The sequence below is a fragment of the Neomoorella sulfitireducens genome (genome assembly GCF_024733845.1).
GTDB classification, from domain to species: domain Bacteria; phylum Bacillota; class DSM-521; order Neomoorellales; family Neomoorellaceae; genus Neomoorella; species Neomoorella sulfitireducens.
The window spans coordinates 1-15893 of the sequence record NZ_JANRHG010000015.1 but is presented as its reverse complement, the minus strand read 5'-3'; the positions used below and the strand labels follow the sequence as shown (position 1 = coordinate 15893).

At 59.2% G+C, this 15893-nt stretch carries 16 protein-coding genes, 1 pseudogene and 1 riboswitch; all 17 genes and pseudogenes read left to right on the top strand.

Features of this window, described 5'->3' with window-relative positions; translation table 11 throughout:
* Positions 1 to 3: 3 nt before the first annotated feature.
* Positions 4 to 381 carry a dUTPase gene (locus NWF31_RS12580; protein ID WP_258360859.1) on the top strand — a complete coding sequence of 126 codons (378 nt, stop codon included), beginning with the start codon at positions 4 to 6 and terminating at the stop codon, positions 379 to 381.
* A gap of 46 nt (positions 382 to 427) precedes the next feature.
* Positions 428 to 742, top strand: a complete 315-nt coding sequence (locus NWF31_RS12575) for a hypothetical protein (RefSeq protein ID WP_258360858.1) — start codon at positions 428 to 430, stop codon at positions 740 to 742.
* Between the two features lie 4 nt (positions 743 to 746).
* The gene (locus tag NWF31_RS12570) at positions 747 to 1013 is read left to right on the top strand and encodes a YlmC/YmxH family sporulation protein (RefSeq protein WP_258360857.1); all 267 of its coding nucleotides are present in this window, start codon (positions 747 to 749) and stop codon (positions 1011 to 1013) included.
* Between the two features lie 58 nt (positions 1014 to 1071).
* Positions 1072 to 1297, top strand: a riboswitch (Lysine riboswitch).
* Between the two features lie 88 nt (positions 1298 to 1385).
* Positions 1386 to 2189, top strand: coding sequence for a 4-hydroxy-tetrahydrodipicolinate reductase (gene dapB, locus NWF31_RS12565; protein WP_258360856.1), 804 nt, complete (start codon positions 1386 to 1388; stop codon positions 2187 to 2189).
* A gap of 78 nt (positions 2190 to 2267) precedes the next feature.
* Positions 2268 to 3161 carry a dipicolinate synthase subunit DpsA gene (gene dpsA, locus NWF31_RS12560; protein WP_258360855.1) on the top strand — a complete coding sequence of 298 codons (894 nt, stop codon included), beginning with the start codon at positions 2268 to 2270 and terminating at the stop codon, positions 3159 to 3161.
* Positions 3162 to 3183: 22 nt separating this feature from the next.
* Positions 3184 to 3795: a dipicolinate synthase subunit B gene (locus NWF31_RS12555; RefSeq protein ID WP_258360854.1), complete on the top strand. Its 612-nt coding sequence runs from the start codon at positions 3184 to 3186 to the stop codon at positions 3793 to 3795.
* 10 nt (positions 3796 to 3805) lie between these two features.
* Complete coding sequence (locus NWF31_RS12550; protein WP_258360853.1) at positions 3806 to 4813, top strand: aspartate-semialdehyde dehydrogenase; 1008 nt, start codon at positions 3806 to 3808, stop codon at positions 4811 to 4813.
* Between the two features lie 16 nt (positions 4814 to 4829).
* Positions 4830 to 6071, top strand: a complete 1242-nt coding sequence (gene dapG, locus NWF31_RS12545; protein ID WP_258360852.1) for an aspartate kinase — start codon at positions 4830 to 4832, stop codon at positions 6069 to 6071.
* Complete coding sequence (gene dapA / locus NWF31_RS12540; protein WP_258360851.1) at positions 6058 to 6945, top strand: 4-hydroxy-tetrahydrodipicolinate synthase; 888 nt, start codon at positions 6058 to 6060, stop codon at positions 6943 to 6945. The genes dapG and dapA overlap by 14 nt, the downstream gene beginning before the upstream one ends.
* A 133-nt stretch (positions 6946 to 7078) precedes the next feature.
* Positions 7079 to 8746 carry a ribonuclease J gene (locus NWF31_RS12535; protein ID WP_258360850.1) on the top strand — a complete coding sequence of 556 codons (1668 nt, stop codon included), beginning with the start codon at positions 7079 to 7081 and terminating at the stop codon, positions 8744 to 8746.
* A gap of 218 nt (positions 8747 to 8964) precedes the next feature.
* Complete coding sequence (locus NWF31_RS12530; protein ID WP_258360849.1) at positions 8965 to 9243, top strand: hypothetical protein; 279 nt, start codon at positions 8965 to 8967, stop codon at positions 9241 to 9243.
* Between the two features lie 33 nt (positions 9244 to 9276).
* Entirely contained in the window at positions 9277 to 11460 is a 2184-nt protein-coding gene (locus tag NWF31_RS14840) for an S-layer homology domain-containing protein (protein ID WP_258360848.1), read from the top strand.
* A gap of 77 nt (positions 11461 to 11537) precedes the next feature.
* Entirely contained in the window at positions 11538 to 13181 is a 1644-nt protein-coding gene (locus NWF31_RS12520) for an S-layer homology domain-containing protein (RefSeq protein WP_258360847.1), read from the top strand.
* Positions 13182 to 13359: 178 nt separating this feature from the next.
* The gene (gene mntA / locus NWF31_RS12515; protein WP_258360846.1) at positions 13360 to 13803 is read left to right on the top strand and encodes a type VII toxin-antitoxin system MntA family adenylyltransferase antitoxin; all 444 of its coding nucleotides are present in this window, start codon (positions 13360 to 13362) and stop codon (positions 13801 to 13803) included.
* Positions 13793 to 14233: a type VII toxin-antitoxin system HepT family RNase toxin gene (gene hepT, locus NWF31_RS12510; RefSeq protein WP_258360845.1), complete on the top strand. Its 441-nt coding sequence runs from the start codon at positions 13793 to 13795 to the stop codon at positions 14231 to 14233. The genes mntA and hepT overlap by 11 nt, the downstream gene beginning before the upstream one ends.
* A gap of 65 nt (positions 14234 to 14298) precedes the next feature.
* Complete coding sequence (locus NWF31_RS12505; protein ID WP_258360844.1) at positions 14299 to 14529, top strand: hypothetical protein; 231 nt, start codon at positions 14299 to 14301, stop codon at positions 14527 to 14529.
* 50 nt (positions 14530 to 14579) lie between these two features.
* Positions 14580 to 15893, top strand: a pseudogene (locus tag NWF31_RS12500) (methyl-accepting chemotaxis protein); the annotation flags it as partial.

Sequence of the window (15893 nt, the reverse complement as noted above, 5' to 3'; positions counted from 1 at the left end):
CTCATGGATCGTTTAGAACATATCTTTGCCCTCCAGGAGCGCTTCGACAGGGACCTGGCCCGTCGGCGCCGGCTGCCCGGTTACGGCCTGGAGGAGTGGATCCAGAAAGAAGTCCTGGCCATGGTCGCCGAGCTGGGAGAGCTCCTGGATGAAGTAAACTTCAAATGGTGGAAGAATCCCCATCCTTTAGACCGCGAAGCCATCAAAGGCGAACTCGTCGACATCCTCCACTTTCTCGTCAGCATGTGCCTCAAAGCCGGCATTACGGCAGACGAATTTTACCGGGCGTACCTGGCTAAAAACGAGGAAAACTTCAAGCGGCAGCAGGGCCTGACGGATCGGCAGGAATATGCCGCCATCGGGGAGGACAAGGAGGCATAAAGTAGACCTCTCCCTTCATATGTTTTAGCGAAGGGAGATGAGATCCATGAATGCTTTATTTTTTATCTGCCTCCTGCTCTTCCTTTTAATCCTGGCCCTAAAGGCCAAGGTCGGCTTTTACCGCAGCAGCAATATGGAAGCCGTCGCCAGCCCCGTTTCCCGGGCCCTGGCCGAACTGGCAGCCATCGCCGGGGGTATTTACCTCTCCCTGGTGCTCCTGGCCAGCTTCTTAAAGATCAGCCTGCCGCAAACGATAGCCATCGGCGGGTTGCTGGTCGATCCCCTGGCCGTTGTCGCCCTGATAATAGCCCTCGTCCAGCCCCTGGTCCTGGTTATCTGGCCGCGGCGGAAAGGGCGGTAGAGGCATGCGCCTGACGGAACTCATGGGCAAGGAGATAATTAACCTCTACGACGGCTCCCGCCTGGGACATATCGGCGACGCCGACCTGATCCTGGACCTGGCCGGGGGGACCATTGCCGCCATTATCCTGCCCGTGAAGGGGAGATGGCTGTCTTTATTCGGCGCCCGCCAGGAAATGGTGATCCCCTGGGAAGCCGTCCAGAAGGTCGGCAGCGAAGTGGTAGTAGTCAGCCTGGATCCCACTTACAGCCGCCGGCGGGAGAAAGATTGACAGGACTTATCTCCGGTGGTATCATAGGGTAAACAAAGGCATAAACTCATCTCGTGTGCAGTGGGGTAGAGGTGCAGCGGGCAAGAGTACTGCCGGTGAGGCGGGCACCGGTGAGCCGGCAGGAAAGGGTACGCTGCCGAAGGGAGATGGCAGGCCCAAGGTCATCTTCCTGGGACGGCCGCTGAATAAGGGCCGGACTGTCACCGTAACGGCGGGGGCGCCGGTATTGAGGCATGGGACCGGCGCCGGAGGCGAGGCGTTAACGGTGGAGCGCTACTCGCACGAAGAGGCCTGGCGAGATGAGTATTCTGGTAATCCGGGGGAAACCGGAGCGGGATGCTCATGGTTTCCCCTTAGTTTTTTTAAAAGGGGGTGACAGCAACGATAAGAGTGGTAGTTACCGGCGCCGCCGGCCGCATGGGCCGGGAGATGACGAAGGGCCTGCTCCAGGCTGATGACATAGAAGTGGTAGGCGCCGTAGACCGGGTGGCGGCCGGCACGGATATCGGCACCTTAAACGGCTTGCAGCCTGCCGGGGTGTCCATCAGTGACGACCTGGCAGCAGTGATAAGGGCCGCCCGCCCCCGGGTGCTGGTCGATTTCACCGTGGCCGCCGCCGCCCTGGCCAACGCCCGCCTGGCCGTAGAGGAGGGGGTAAGCCCGGTCATCGGCACCACCGGCATGAGCACTGCGCAGCTGGACGAGCTGCACCAGCTCTGCGAAGCCCGGCAGGTAGGCGCGGTGGTGGCTCCCAATTTTTCCCTCGGGGCCATATTAATGATGCACTTTGCCCGCCAGGCGGCCCGTTACTTCCCCCGGGCGGAAATTATCGAAATGCACCACGAACAAAAGATCGACGCCCCTTCGGGGACGGCCTTAAAAACGGCCGAACTTATGGCCGGGGCGATGGAGGCGGTACCGCCCCTGCCGGCCGGGGAAGAAAAGGTGCCCGGGGCCAGGGGAGGCGCTTACCGGGGCCTGGCCGTCCACAGCCTGCGCCTGCCGGGAGCAATAGCCCACCAGGAGGTAATTTTCGGCGGCCAGGGACAGCTCCTGACCATCCGCCATGACACAACCGGCCGGGAAGCCTTTTTGCCCGGGCTTTTACTGGCCGTGCGGCAGGTCCTCCACCTTAAAGGGCTGGTTTACGGGCTGGAAAACCTGCTGGAATTATAGGCCTGGCACCTCCCGGGGCGGCCGCACATATATTGCAAGTAGTACAGTTGTACTAACTTGACAGGAGGTCGTTCCGGCATGGGCGGGATGCTGGCAGGGACTAAGGTGGCAATGCTGGGAGGCGATGCCCGGGAAATAGTTCTCCTGGAAGAGCTGCTGCGCCGGGGAGCAGAAGTGCAGGTAGCCGGCCTGGGTGATTTACCGGAGCGGGAAGGTTGCACCTGTTATGACCATCCCCCGGACGCCGTGAGGGGAGCGGGGGTAATTATTTTACCGGTGCCGGGGGTAAAAGCGGGAGGTACCATCCACGCCCCCCTGGCGCGGCGGCCCCTGTATTTCACCGGGGAACTGGCCGCTGCCATCCCGCCGGGGACGCCGGTCCTGGTAGGGGTGGCCAAGGCCTTCCTGAAAGAAATAGCGGCAGAGCGCGGCTGGCAGCTGGTAGAAACGGCAGAGATGGACGAAATGGCCATCTTAAATTCCATCCCTACTGCCGAAGGGGCCATCATGATGGCCATGCAGGAGCTCCCCATTACCCTGCACGGCAGCGAGGCCTTCGTCCTGGGCCTGGGCCGTACCGGTTTCACCCTGGCGCGGATGCTGGCCGGGATAGGCGCCCGGGTGACGGTAGTCGACCGGGGGGCGCCCGACCGGGCCCGGGCCTACGCCGTGGGGTGGCCGGCCTTCGCCTTTACCGATCTGGCAGCCGTAATCGCGCGGGCCGACGTCATTTTCAATACCGTTCCCGCCCCGGTCCTGACGGGAGAACTCCTGGCCCTGACTAGGCCGGGGGTCCTGATCATCGACCTGGCGTCGGACCCCGGTGGGACTGATTTCGCCGCCGCTGCCGCCCTCAAGCGCCGGGCCGTCCTCGCCCCGGGGCTGCCGGGCAAGGTGGCCCCCCGGACAGCCGGGGAAATCCTGGCCCGGGTGTACCCCGCCGTTATCCGGAAATGCCTGGGACGACTGTAAACCCTGCGTGGAGGTGCTTATCATGCGGCTGCAGGGCAAGAGAGTAGGGTTTGCCGTCACCGGCTCCCATTGTACCCTGGCGGTGGTAATGCAGGAGCTGGCCAGGGTTGTTGCCGAAGGCGCCAGGGCGGTGCCGATCCTGTCCCCGGCCGTCAGGGACAGCGATACCCGTTTCGGCACCAGTGCCTTCTGGCGGGCGGAGGTAGAAAGAATTACCGGGCAAAAAGCCATAGATACTATTGTTACGGCAGAGCCGATCGGCCCGAAAAAACTTTTCGACGTCATTGTCGTTGCCCCCTGTACCGGCAATACCCTGGCCAAACTGGCCAACGGGATTACCGACACCCCGGTCCTGATGGCCATGAAAGCCCAGCTGCGCAACCTGCGCCCGGTGGTGCTGGCCATTTCCACCAACGACGGCCTGGGGGCCAACGCCGTGAATTTAGGCCGGGTAATGAACATGAAAAATATTTACCTGGTTCCCTTTGGCCAGGACGACCCCCACAATAAACCCAATTCCCTGGTAGCCAGTATGGATTTAATAGTCGACACCATCCTGGCGGCCCTGGAGGGGCGCCAGATCCAGCCCCTTTTACTGGGTCCGCCGCCAAAGGGACAGGCGACAGGAGGATAGCAATCAGCAAATGAAGACTTATAACGTCGCTGTAGTTGGAACCGGAGCCGTGGGCCAGGCCATGCTCAAGGTTTTGGAGGAGAGGAATTTCCCCGTCGGCAGGCTGAAGGTCCTGGCCACCAGCCGTTCGGCAGGCAAAACCGTAACCTTCAGGAATGAGGAGTACGTTATCGAAGAAACCACCCCGGCCTCCTTTGCCGGCATTGACGTGGCCCTCTTCGCCGGCGGCGAGGCCAGCAAGCTTTACGGCCGGGCGGCGGTGGAAGCCGGCGCGGTGGTAATCGACAACAGCAACAACTTCCGCATGGACCCCGAGGTGCCCCTGGTGGTGCCGGAGGTCAATCCCCGGGACGTCCGCTGGCACAAAGGTTTGATCGCCAATCCCAACTGCTCCACCATCCAGATGGTGGTGGCTCTAAAACCCATCTACGACGCCGCCGGCATCAAGAGGATTGTTGTTTCCACCTACCAGGCCGTATCCGGCGCCGGCCAGGAAGCCATCGACGAGCTGCGGCAGCAGGCGCAGCAGGTCCTGAACGGGGAAGAGGTAACGGGCAGGGTATTTCCCTGGCCGATCGCCTTCAACTGCCTGCCCCACATCGACGTCTTCCTGGAGAACGGCTACAGCAAAGAAGAAATGAAAATGGTCAACGAGACCAAAAAGATCATGGGCGACGACCAGATCCAGGTAACGGCCACGACGGTGCGGGTGCCGGTCTTTAACGGCCACTCGGAAGCGGTCAACGTGGAGACACGGGAAAAACTGACGGCAGCGGCGGCCAGGGAACTCCTGCGCCGGGCGCCGGGGGTCGTGGTGGTGGATGACCTGGAAGCCAGAGCCTATCCCCTGGCCATCCATGCCGACGGCCGCGATGAAGTCTTCGTCGGCCGCATCCGCGAAGATTTTACCGTCCCCTGCGGCCTGAACATGTGGATCGTAGCCGATAATTTACGCAAGGGCGCGGCGACCAACGCCGTCCAGATTGCGGAACTGCTGGTGCAGGAGGGCCTTCTCTAAAAGCGAGGTGACGGCCATGAAGGTCCTGGTGCAGAAGTTCGGCGGCTCCTCGGTAGCCACCCCGGAGCAGCGGTTGCTGGTGGCCCGGCATATTGAAGCGGCCTGCCGGGCCGGTTACCGGGTGGCGGTCGTCGTTTCGGCCATGGGCCGCCGCGGGGCACCCTATGCCACCGATACATTACTGGATTTGTTGTCCGGCAACCCCATTTCTCCCCGGGAACGCGACTTGCTCCTGTCCTGCGGGGAGATTATTGCCGGTGTCGTGTTAAGCGCGACCTTGCAGGGACGGGGCCTGCCGGCCGTCTTTCTTACCGGCGGCCAGGCCGGCATCATTACCGACGCCCGCTTTAACGACGCCCGTATCCTCCGGGTGGACCCCCGGCGGGTCCGGTCCTGCCTGGAGCAGGAACAGGTTGTGGTGGTGGCCGGCTTCCAGGGGGTTACCGAAGCCGGGGAAATCACCACCCTGGGCCGGGGCGGCAGCGACACCACGGCCGCGGCCCTGGGCGTGGCCCTGCAGGCGGAAGCGGTGGAGATTTTCACCGACGTGGACGGTGTCAAGACGGCCGACCCCCGCATCGTCAGCGACGCCAGGACCCTGAGCACCATCACCTATACGGAAGCCTGCCAGATGGCCTACGAAGGGGCAAAAGTGATCCATCCCCGCGCCGTGGAAATCGCCCAGGAAGGAAATATCCCCTTGAAGATCAAGTCCACCTTTGGCGACGGGCCGGGCACCCTGGTAGTGGCCTGGCAGCCGGGCCCCGGCGGCGTGCATATCAGCCGGGACCGGGTAATAACGGGCATCACCCATATGGCCGGCCTGACCCAGCTGAAGGTTGCCCTGCCGGGCGACGCAGGGGCCGAGACCGTTTTCCAGACCCTGGCCCGGGACGACATCAGCGTGGACTTCATTAACGTCTTTCCCGGCGAACTGGTCTTTACCGTCGCCGCCGGCGTCGCCGGCCGGGCGGTGGAGTTGATCGAAGGATTGGGCTTTAACGTTGCGGCCCGTCCCAACTGCGCCAAGGTGGCTGCCGTGGGGGCCGGCATGCGCGGCGTACCCGGGGTCATGGCGGCCATCGTCACCGCCCTGAACCGCGCGGGAATAAAGATTTTACAGTCGGCCGATTCTTATACCTCGATATGGTGCCTGGTAGACCAGGCCGACATGGAGCGGGCCGTACAGGTCCTGCACCGCGAATTCAAGCTGCACGATGAAGAAACAGGCGAGGTGAAAGCTAATGCCGTGGGGTAGAATCCTCACTGCCATGGTGACCCCTTTTACAGAAGATGGTAAACTAGACCTGGACGGCGCTAAGCAACTGGCCGCTTACCTGGTAGACCACGGCAGCGACGGCCTGGTGGTGGCCGGCACCACCGGGGAGTCGCCGGCTTTGAGCCATGACGAGAAGATAGCCCTTTTCCGGGCTGTCAAAGAAGCGGTGGGCGGCAGGGCGGCGGTCATTGCCGGCACGGGTACCAACTCCACCGCCGCCAGCATCGAGCTCTCCCGGGAGGCAGAAGCCCTGGGGGTAGACGGCTTGATGCTGGTGGTACCCTACTACAACCGCCCCTCCCAGGAGGGCCTGTACCAGCATTTTAAAGCCATTGCCGGGGCCGTTTCCCTACCCATCATCCTCTACAATATCCCCTCCCGCACGGGGCGCAATATGGAGGCGGCCACGACCTTACGCCTGGCGGAGATTAAAAACATCGTCGCCGTCAAAGAAGCCAGCGGCGATATGGACCAGGCCACGGCCATCATCAAAGACGCGCCGCCCGGTTTCCTCCTGTACAGCGGCGACGACTCCCTGACCCTGCCCTTAATGGCCGTGGGCGCCCATGGCGTGATCAGCGTCGCCTCCCATGTGGCGGGGGAAAAGATGCAGGCCATGGTCAGGGCCTTTGCCGGCGGTGACGTGGCCGCGGCGGCGGCCCTGCACCGGGAGCTCTTCCCCTTGTTTAAAGCCCTATTTATAACCTCCAACCCGGTGCCGGTCAAGGAAGCCCTGCAAATGCTGGGGCTGCCGTCCGGCCCGGTGCGCCTGCCCCTGGTCGGGGCCAACCAGGCGGAAAAGGAAAAAATCGCCGCCGCCCTGAAAGAAGCCGGCGTTTTGCCGGCCGGGTGATGTTGCGGGAACAGGACGGATGGGGTATAATAAATATAGCTGGTTGAGATCGTGGGTTATAACCGGGCCGGCACGAGCAGGCCCGGTTTAATTGTGATGGCGCCGTAAAATTTTTATCAATGGAGGTGGATTAATGGCCGAAAACGAGCAAAAAGTATCCCTGATTCCCCTGGGCGGCCTCGGGGAGATAGGCAAGAACATGATGGCGATCAGGTACGGGAACAGCATACTGGTCGTCGATTGCGGCCTTACCTTTCCCGAGGAAGAGATGCTGGGCGTGGATGCAGTAATACCCGACTACACCTACCTGCTGGAGCACCGGCAGATGGTGAAGGGGATCATCGTTACCCACGGCCACGAAGACCATATCGGCGCCCTGCCCTATGTGCTGAAGGACCTGAACGTGCCCGTGTACGGCACGAGACTTACCCTGGGCCTGCTCCAGGCCAAGTTGAAGGAGCAGGGCAACCTGAACGGGGTAAAGCTGCAGCAGGTGAAGCCCCGGGATACCCTGCGGGTCGGCCCCTTCAGGGTGGAGTTCATCCACGTCAGCCATTCCATCGCCGACACGGTGGCCCTGGCCATCCACACGCCGGTGGGGACTATTGTCCACACCAGCGATTTCAAAATCGATTACACGCCCATTGACGGCGAGGTTTTCGACTTCTATAAATTCGCCCGGCTGGGGGAAGAAGGCGTCCTGGTGCTGCTGTCTGACAGCACCAACGTCGAGCGCCCCGGCTACACCATGTCCGAAAAGGTGGTGGGGGCGACCTTTGACGAGGTTTTCCGCCGGGCCCGGGAGCGGGTTATCGTCGCCAGCTTCGCTTCCAACGTGCACCGGCTGCAGCAGATAATCTCCACCGCCTGCAAGTACAACCGCAAGGTGGCCGTGGTCGGCCGCAGCATGGTCAACGTCGTCAACATCGCCCTGGAGCTGGGCTACCTGGATATCCCGGACGACACCCTGGTGGATTTGAGCGAGCTGGCCTACCTGCCCAAGAACAGGACGGTGATCATCTCCACCGGCAGCCAGGGCGAGCCCATGTCGGCCCTGACCCGCATCGCCAGGAACGACCACCGCCAGATCGAGATCGTCCCCGGCGACACGGTCATCATCTCGGCCCTGCCCATACCCGGCAACGAAAAGCTGGTGGCGCGGACGGTGGACCAGCTCTTCCGCCAGGGGGCCGACGTCTACCACGAGGCCGTAGACGGCGTCCACGTCTCCGGCCACGCCAGCCAGGAAGAGCTCAAGCTGGTCTTAAGCCTGGTCAAACCCAAATTCTTCGTCCCCGTCCACGGCGAATACCGCATGCTCATCAAGCATGCCCGCCTGGCCGAAGAACTCGGCATCCCGCCGGAAAACGTCTTCGTGGCGGAAAACGGCCAGGTGCTGGAGTTTACCCGCGAGCGGGGCGGCATCACGGGGCGGGTTCCGGCCGGGAGGCTCCTGGTGGACGGCCTGGGTGTAGGCGACGTGGGCAATATTGTCTTGCGGGACCGCAAACAGCTGGCCCAGGACGGCCTGATGATCGTCGTCGTAACTTTAAGCAAAGAAACCGGCGCCGTCGTCGCCGGGCCGGATATCGTCTCCCGGGGCTTCGTCTACGTCCGCGAGGCCGAGGAACTGCTGGAGGAAGCCAAAGAAAAGGTCCGCCAGGCCCTGGAAAAATGCGAGGAACGCCGGGTAACCGACTGGGCCACCATAAAAGGCAATATCCGCGACTCTTTAAGCAAGTTCCTCTATGAAAAGACCAGGCGCCGCCCCATGATCTTGCCGATTATCATGGAGGTATAGCGCTCTACTGGATAACACTTTCCTATCGAGGCGGTCCTCTGCCACAAGGGGACCGCCTATAAATTTTATGCCCGGCAGCGGGCGAGGCGAGGCACGAAACTTTTAACCAAAAGCAAGCGAAATTAAAACCACAAAGGAGGAATTTCTATTTATGCCGAAATAATCCAGATAGCCGGGGAAGGAGCCCCCCGCAAAATAAATAACGGGAGGTGTTGCCGTTGATCTCTACGGTCACAACCACCACCGTCACCACCATTGCCAGCTCCACCATGGCTGCGGGACTTGGCCTGGCGGCAGTCCTCTGCCTGATCGCCTTCCTGATCGCCAAGGAACTGCTGGATGCCGGCACAAGCGTCGAGGGCACGGGGGAAGGAACGGCGGTCGCAGCCCCTTACCCGTGGGTACGGCCCCTCAGCCGCGCCCTGACCGTGGGCATCATCCCCTTGCTCATTGGCTTCGGGTTTATTGTCCTGGTACGGGTGATGGCCGTCCTTTAAAGCAGCCATTACAGCGATGGTGGTAAAAAAGCCGTGAGCCCTGGCGCCACCGTACCGCGAGGAACGGTGGTATTTTGGCTGGTGAACAGGCTGGGAGAGGTGTATGACTGCCTGGACGATGCTGATAAGAAGGATATCCAGGCGGCAAAGAATGAGCTTGCGGGGCTTAGAGAGGACGAGGTAGCGAGTATTTTAGTTGGTAATGGTTTGATAACCGAAGATGTAAAAACCAAGCTTGATATTGATGATGAAAATACAGCTGCCTGTGAGCTGGCGCCAATGATTATAGCCGCGGCTGAAATCCAGTACTCGCAGGACGCTGGCGAATTGAAAGAAAAAATCAACACCTTCCGTACCGACCCCGACAACAGCGAAATATTTAGCAAGTTATTACCGGGCGTAAACGTCGACGAGGCCTGGGATTTTGCCCTGGCTGTTGAGGAAAATTTACCTGGTGCTATTGAAGAGAAACTCGGCAATATTTTAGCGGATTTTATAACAGGTTCAAGCTATGATGCAGTTTTGGACAGTTTCAGCGACATTGTGTCTGACGCCGCCTCTGAGGTAAATTCTGATTTTAAAGACGCCCTGATGACGGGTTTGGGTTGGGATATCGAGCGGTTGATGCAGGTTAAAGAAGCTTTGCGCGCTAAAGTGGACCACGGCAAAGCCGCCGAGCAGGCCCTGCTGAAGGGATACATACGCTCCCGGACTCAGCCGCTGGGCAGCACCACTTTGACTGTCGGCGATACCCGTGAATTCGGATTAACGGTTTTAAACCAATTCGAAGTGAGTCCTGCTGTAGCTGCCGTCTTGGGGTGGCAGTCGTCCGATCCGTATGTCGCCAGTTTTGACGGGAACAAGCTAACTGCCCATAAAAAGGGGACTATCACCGTCCGCGCTTACCATCCCTCGGCGGGGGCGAAGCCGGATTTTAACAACACGCTATGGCTGGCGGAATTTGAAGTGACAGTTACTACGGCTGCTTCCGGTGGTGGCGGTGGTGTCCCGCCGGCCGGGGAGACTACTACCACTACCACCGACTTCGGTCAGGTAACCATCGACAAATCCACGGGCAGCGTGACGACTGCCATCGATGCAGGCAAGGCGGCCGACCTGATTGCCCAAACTGCCACCGGCCCGGTGGTCTTTAAAGTTGACCTCCCGGCAGATGTGACCGTAAAAACCGTTACGATGGAACTGCCGGCCGCCGTCTTTACTAAAGCCGCGGAAGAAGCTAAAGCCCTTTCCCTGGAAGTGGCCGGTGTTAAGGCGCTTCTCCCGGCAGGAGTGATACCGCCGGAGGTTTTGGCCGCGCCGGAGATAAAAATTAATTTTGCCTTCCAGGTCCTGGATGAAGCAGAGGCCCGGGCGTTTACCGGCGCTCTACCGGCAGCAATGCGCCAGGCTGCGGACGTTGTCGAGATCGACCTGTTTGCCGTAAAGGGTGACGACCGGCAGGCGGTTACCCCGGCCAAACCCGTGACCCTTACCCTGACTTATCGCCCGCAGAGTGTGGACGCCGACAAGCTGGGCATCTACCGCTACAATGTTGCTGCAGGCATTTGGGAATACAGGGGCGGCAGGGTGGATAAGGCCACCAATTCCATCAGCGCCATCCTTAAATCCTTCTCGAAGTACACGGTGCTGTCCTATGAAAAGACCTTCAGCGACATCCAGGGACACTGGGCCCAGCGGGATATCGAGATCATGGCTGCCCGCCACGTTGCGGCCGGCGTCACGGCCGATGAATTCAATCCCGGAGGCCAGGTAACACGGGCGCAGTTTACGGCCTTCCTGCTACGTGCCCTGGGCATCGATGAGGATGGGGCCGCCGTCAATCCCTTTAATGACATCCGGCCGGGCGACTGGTATTACGGCGCCGTGGTGACTGCCGCCGGGACCGGCCTGGTGGCTGGTTACGAGGACGGCAGCTTCCGGCCGGATAAGGCCATCAGCCGCCAGGAGATGGCCGCCATGTTGAGCCGGGCCCTGGCTTACACCGGCAAGAAGGTGGATGTCACCGGCCGGGTGGCCGATATCTTGAGCAGGTTCACTGACAGCGGCAGCATCGCGGCCTGGGCCAGGGAGAGCGCGGCTGTAGCGGTGGAGGCCGGGTTAATTGCCGGCCGGACGGTTACCACCTTCGTGCCCCTGGGCAGCGCCACCCGGGCGGAGACGGTGGTCATGCTCAAACGGCTGCAGGACCGTATTTAACCTGCTTGTTGAAAGAAAACGGGGGTATGCCTCCAACGGCGGGCATGCCTCCTATTTTTTAACCGGGGGGAAGAAGGTTGCTGCGGAGGGTTTCTACAAGGTTTTTTATTTGCTGGACGCTGTTGTTTCTTATGCTGCTTTCACTAACGGGAGGGCCGGTCGCGGCCGCGGGGCTGGATCTTCCCGGGCTTTACGACCGGCTGAAAGGCGACCCCGCCTACCAGTCCTACCGCGGGGAACTGCTCGAAAAATACCTCAAGTTAAACGGCACCGAAAAGGATTTTGACGGCGACATCCGCTCCTTCCTGGCGGAGCTGCAGGAAGGAATTGCAGCTGCCGGTACGGAGGGCATTGATAGTGAGGATGAGGTAAACGCCCTGGTCATGAAAACGGCGATGAAATTGCTGCTTGATGAAAAATATAATACCCTTGCCGGGGCACTGTCGTCCAGTTCCAGTATTCAAGCTCTCCTGCAGGGCAATTTCCCGCCGGCCCTGGAGCCCGTCAGGCAGCAGATTGTAGCCGACCTGCTGGGCACCGGCGGGCAGCCCGCAACCGGTGGGGGCGGGCCGGGGGTGCCGCCGGCGGGTACGGGGGAAGCGATCCAGCGTGATGCAGCAGCCGGGGTAGTTACCTGGCAGGTGACACCGGAAGCGGCCGCCGGGATAAAGGACGGCAGGCTGGTCCTTTCCCTGGCCGGGGAGACGGCTTCTTCCCGGATTTTTTCCCTGCCGCCGGCCCTGCTCCGGGACCTGGAGGAAATGGGGGCAACCCTGGAGCTGGACTACGGCCCGGTATGCCTTACCCTGCCGCCGGCCGCCTATGCGGCTTTGGGCTCTGGCGGGGCGGAGCTGGCGTGCAGCCAGGCGAGCCCGGACCTGGCACGGGTAAAAGAAGTTAATGGCCCGGGTTACAGGGCGGCCGGTGTGGTTTATACCCTCACCGCCGGGGATAAGGCGGGGCTCCCGTCCGGTATCGTCGCCAGGATAAAATATGAAGAGGAACAGGGGCTGGACCGGGACCTCCTGGGCGTCTACCAGGTGCAGGAGGATGGGACCCTGGTCTACTGCAGTGGCAGGATAGTGAAAGAAGGACCTTACCTGGAATTTACCCTGCCGGGTAACGGTAGTTACGCCGTCATGGAGTACCGGGCCGGATTTGCCGACCTGGCGGGTCATTGGGCGGCCAGGGATGTAGAGATTATGGCAGCCAGGCATATCGCCGCCGGCGTGGGTGAGGGACGGTTTGAGCCTGACCGCGCGATTAGCAGAGCTGAATTTACGAGCCTCCTGCAGCGGGTCCTGGAATTGCCGGCGCAGGGGACGGCAGTTATCTTCAAGGATGTGCCGCCTGATGCCTGGTACGCTTCCCCCGTGGCCGCCGCCGTCCGGGCGGGACTGGTGCACGGCTTTGATGATAAGACCTTTAAGCCCAACAGCCCGATAACGAGGGCCGAAATGGCAGCTATGCTGCAGAACGCCATGACTATAAAGGGCCTGGCGGTGCAGCAGGAACCCGGCGCGGTGGAGGACGTCCTGCAGGAATATAAAGATCAGGCGGATGTTCCTTCCTGGGCGCGGCCGGCTATGGTGGCAGTCGTGACGGCAGGGATCATCGGCGGCCGCGATGGGGGCCTGGCGCCCCGGGAGCGCGCCACCCGGGCCGAAGCCGTGGTAATGCTGAAGAGGCTGGTGGATAAAGCCATGGCACCGGGATTGTAGGCTGGAGTGATACTGCCACCAGGTGGATCAGTGGCCCTGTAAGGAGGAACAGGATGTTTTGCAATGCGGCTGCCTGGCGGGAGAAGCTGGCTTCGAGATCTTTATCTTGCAACATTTCGTTATAATATTTACAATGGTAGCAGGTAAGTGACCAGTTTGAGGTTTAGTAAGGAAGAAGGTGACAGGCCTGGATCGTTTCAAGTTTTTTTTCCTGACGGATGAAGAAAAAGAACGCCTGATGGAAAAAATCGCGGCCGCCTTGAAAAAAAGGTGGGAGATTGCCTTTGCCTACCTCCACGGTTCTTTCCTGGAGGAAGGACCTTTCAGGGATATTGATCTGGCCGTTTATCTTTGTAAAAAGGCGCCGGGCGATGCTGACTTTCTTTATGAAATTCGCCTGGAGGATGATATCCGGGCCTTGATACCTTATCCGGTTGACGTTCGTATCCTCAATAATGCCCCTTTGTCCTTTAGGTACAGTGTGCTTAAAAACGGCCGCCTGTTGCTTGAGAATGCTCCTGATATCCGGGCTGACTTTCAGGAGTATGTCCTGGACAGGTATTTTGATTTTGTCCTTTTTCGCAAACGTTATTTAAAGGAGACTTTGGGCCTTGAAATATGACGCCTTGAAGGCCGGCAAGCTCCTGGCGGCGTTTAAGCAGGCGCAAAAACGACTGCAGGAGCTGGCCCGCCTGCCTGAAAATGATTTTTTAGCCGACCCGGATAAAATCGGTAGCGCTAAATATCAATTTATTGTCGCCATTGAGGCGGCCATTGATTTGAGTAACCACATTATAGCCCAGAATAATTGGCGGATACCGGAGGATTACGCCGATACCTTCCGCGTACTGGGTGAAGCCGGTATTTTTCCGCCGGAATTTGTAGGCACCCTTATCAGTATGGCCCGCTTTCGCAACAGGTTAGTACATATTTACTGGGATGTTGATAATAATACCCTCTACAGTATCATGAAAAATGGCCTTAAAGATTTGGATATATTTTTAAAGACAATGGTTGAATTGTTTTCTGCTTCCCGGGGCGGCTCCCCATAACATCCTGCTGCCGGGGCGAGGCCCAGCTCTAGGGGGTTGTCGATGTCTTGAGGAGATGCTGGACTATGCCGGCTGAACACCAAATTACAGCCAGCGATCGAGCTGTTGCGTTGTTTTTTTGCCCTGAAGACGGCCCGCTTGAAATCCGAAACCCCGCTTTAAATGCAAGGCGGGGTTTATTATTGACCATGATAACCGATGTATATAGACAAAACCTGACGAAATATGACAGCATAAAGGCAAAAAACGATAAGGCGGTTACGACCGCTAATTACGAAAGGAGGCAAACGGCATGAAACTACGGACAAGCATGGTTATTATGCTGGCAATAGCTATAATCACTACCCTGATCGTGGGGTACGCCGGCATATATAACCTGGCCAGGGTCAACGGGATTACGGTAACGATAGAAGATGTCTTTATCCCCAGCGTAGAGAAAATACTTAACGCGGACAGGGACCTTTACCAGGTTTATGTAGCCCAGTTGAAGATGTCCGAGTATACGCCTGGAAGTCCAGAATGGGGCGACTCTCTTAAAGATATAGAGGAAAACTTCCAGCAGGTAGTTGACCGGGTGAACGGGTACGCGGAGCTGGCGACTACCGGGCAGCAGCGTGAGGTTATTGCCCAGCATATAAACGCCAGGGATAAATGGAAGACGGAACTTGATAGATATATAAAATTGCTTGAGGAGGGCACGCCGGAAGCAAAGCAACAGGCTGTAGCAATGCGTGACCAAATAGATAACCTCTTTGAAAACGCTAGAGAACCCCTTAATACGCTTACGGAAATATCTCTCCAGATGGCAGAAGATGAAAAGAATATAGCAAACGCCAGCTATATACGTGCCCGGAACATGTCTCTGATTATAATTATTTTGGGCATAGTAATCCTGCTGGGCTTGGCAAGCTTCATCCTGCGGAGGATTTCCGCGCCGCTTAGGATGGCTTTAGATTTCCTGGGGGCCATAGCCGACGGCGACTTTACCCGTCCGGTGTCTGAGAAATTCCTGCGCGCAAAGGACGAGATAGGAGAGCTTACCCGGGCCGTTGACCGTATATTAGCTAACATAAAACCCCTGCTGGTACAGCTAAAGACCGACGCCCAGACCCTATCCAGCAACTCTGAAAACTTAAGCGCGTCGTCAGAAGAGATCGCATCCTCTTCCGGTGAAACCGCTAAAGCCATCCAGCAGGTGGCTGCGGGAGCCGGGGAGCAGTCGAGCCACCTGCAGGAGATACTGGGCTTGCTTGAAAAGATGACGACCAACCTGGAAAAGGTTTATACCGAACTCGGCCGGGTCAAGGCCAACAGTGAGGAGACATCCCGCCTGGCCGCTACAGGCAAAGAAGAACTCGACAGTCTTATAGGCTCTATCAGGAGTGTAAGCGAGGCCTTCAAGGCAGTCAGGGAGAGGCTGGAAGGGCTGAAAGGATCGGTAAGCCAGGTAGGAGAAATCCTGGAAGTGATCAACGGGATAGCAGAACAAACGAACCTGCTGGCGTTAAACGCGGCGATAGAAGCGGCACGCGCCGGGGAAGCGGGACGCGGGTTTGCAGTGGTGGCGGACGAAGTGAGGAAACTCGCCGAGCAGTCCCGCGCCTCTTCGGATAAGATAAGATCCCTGCTGAACAACATCGCTTCCGAGACCAATGAAGTG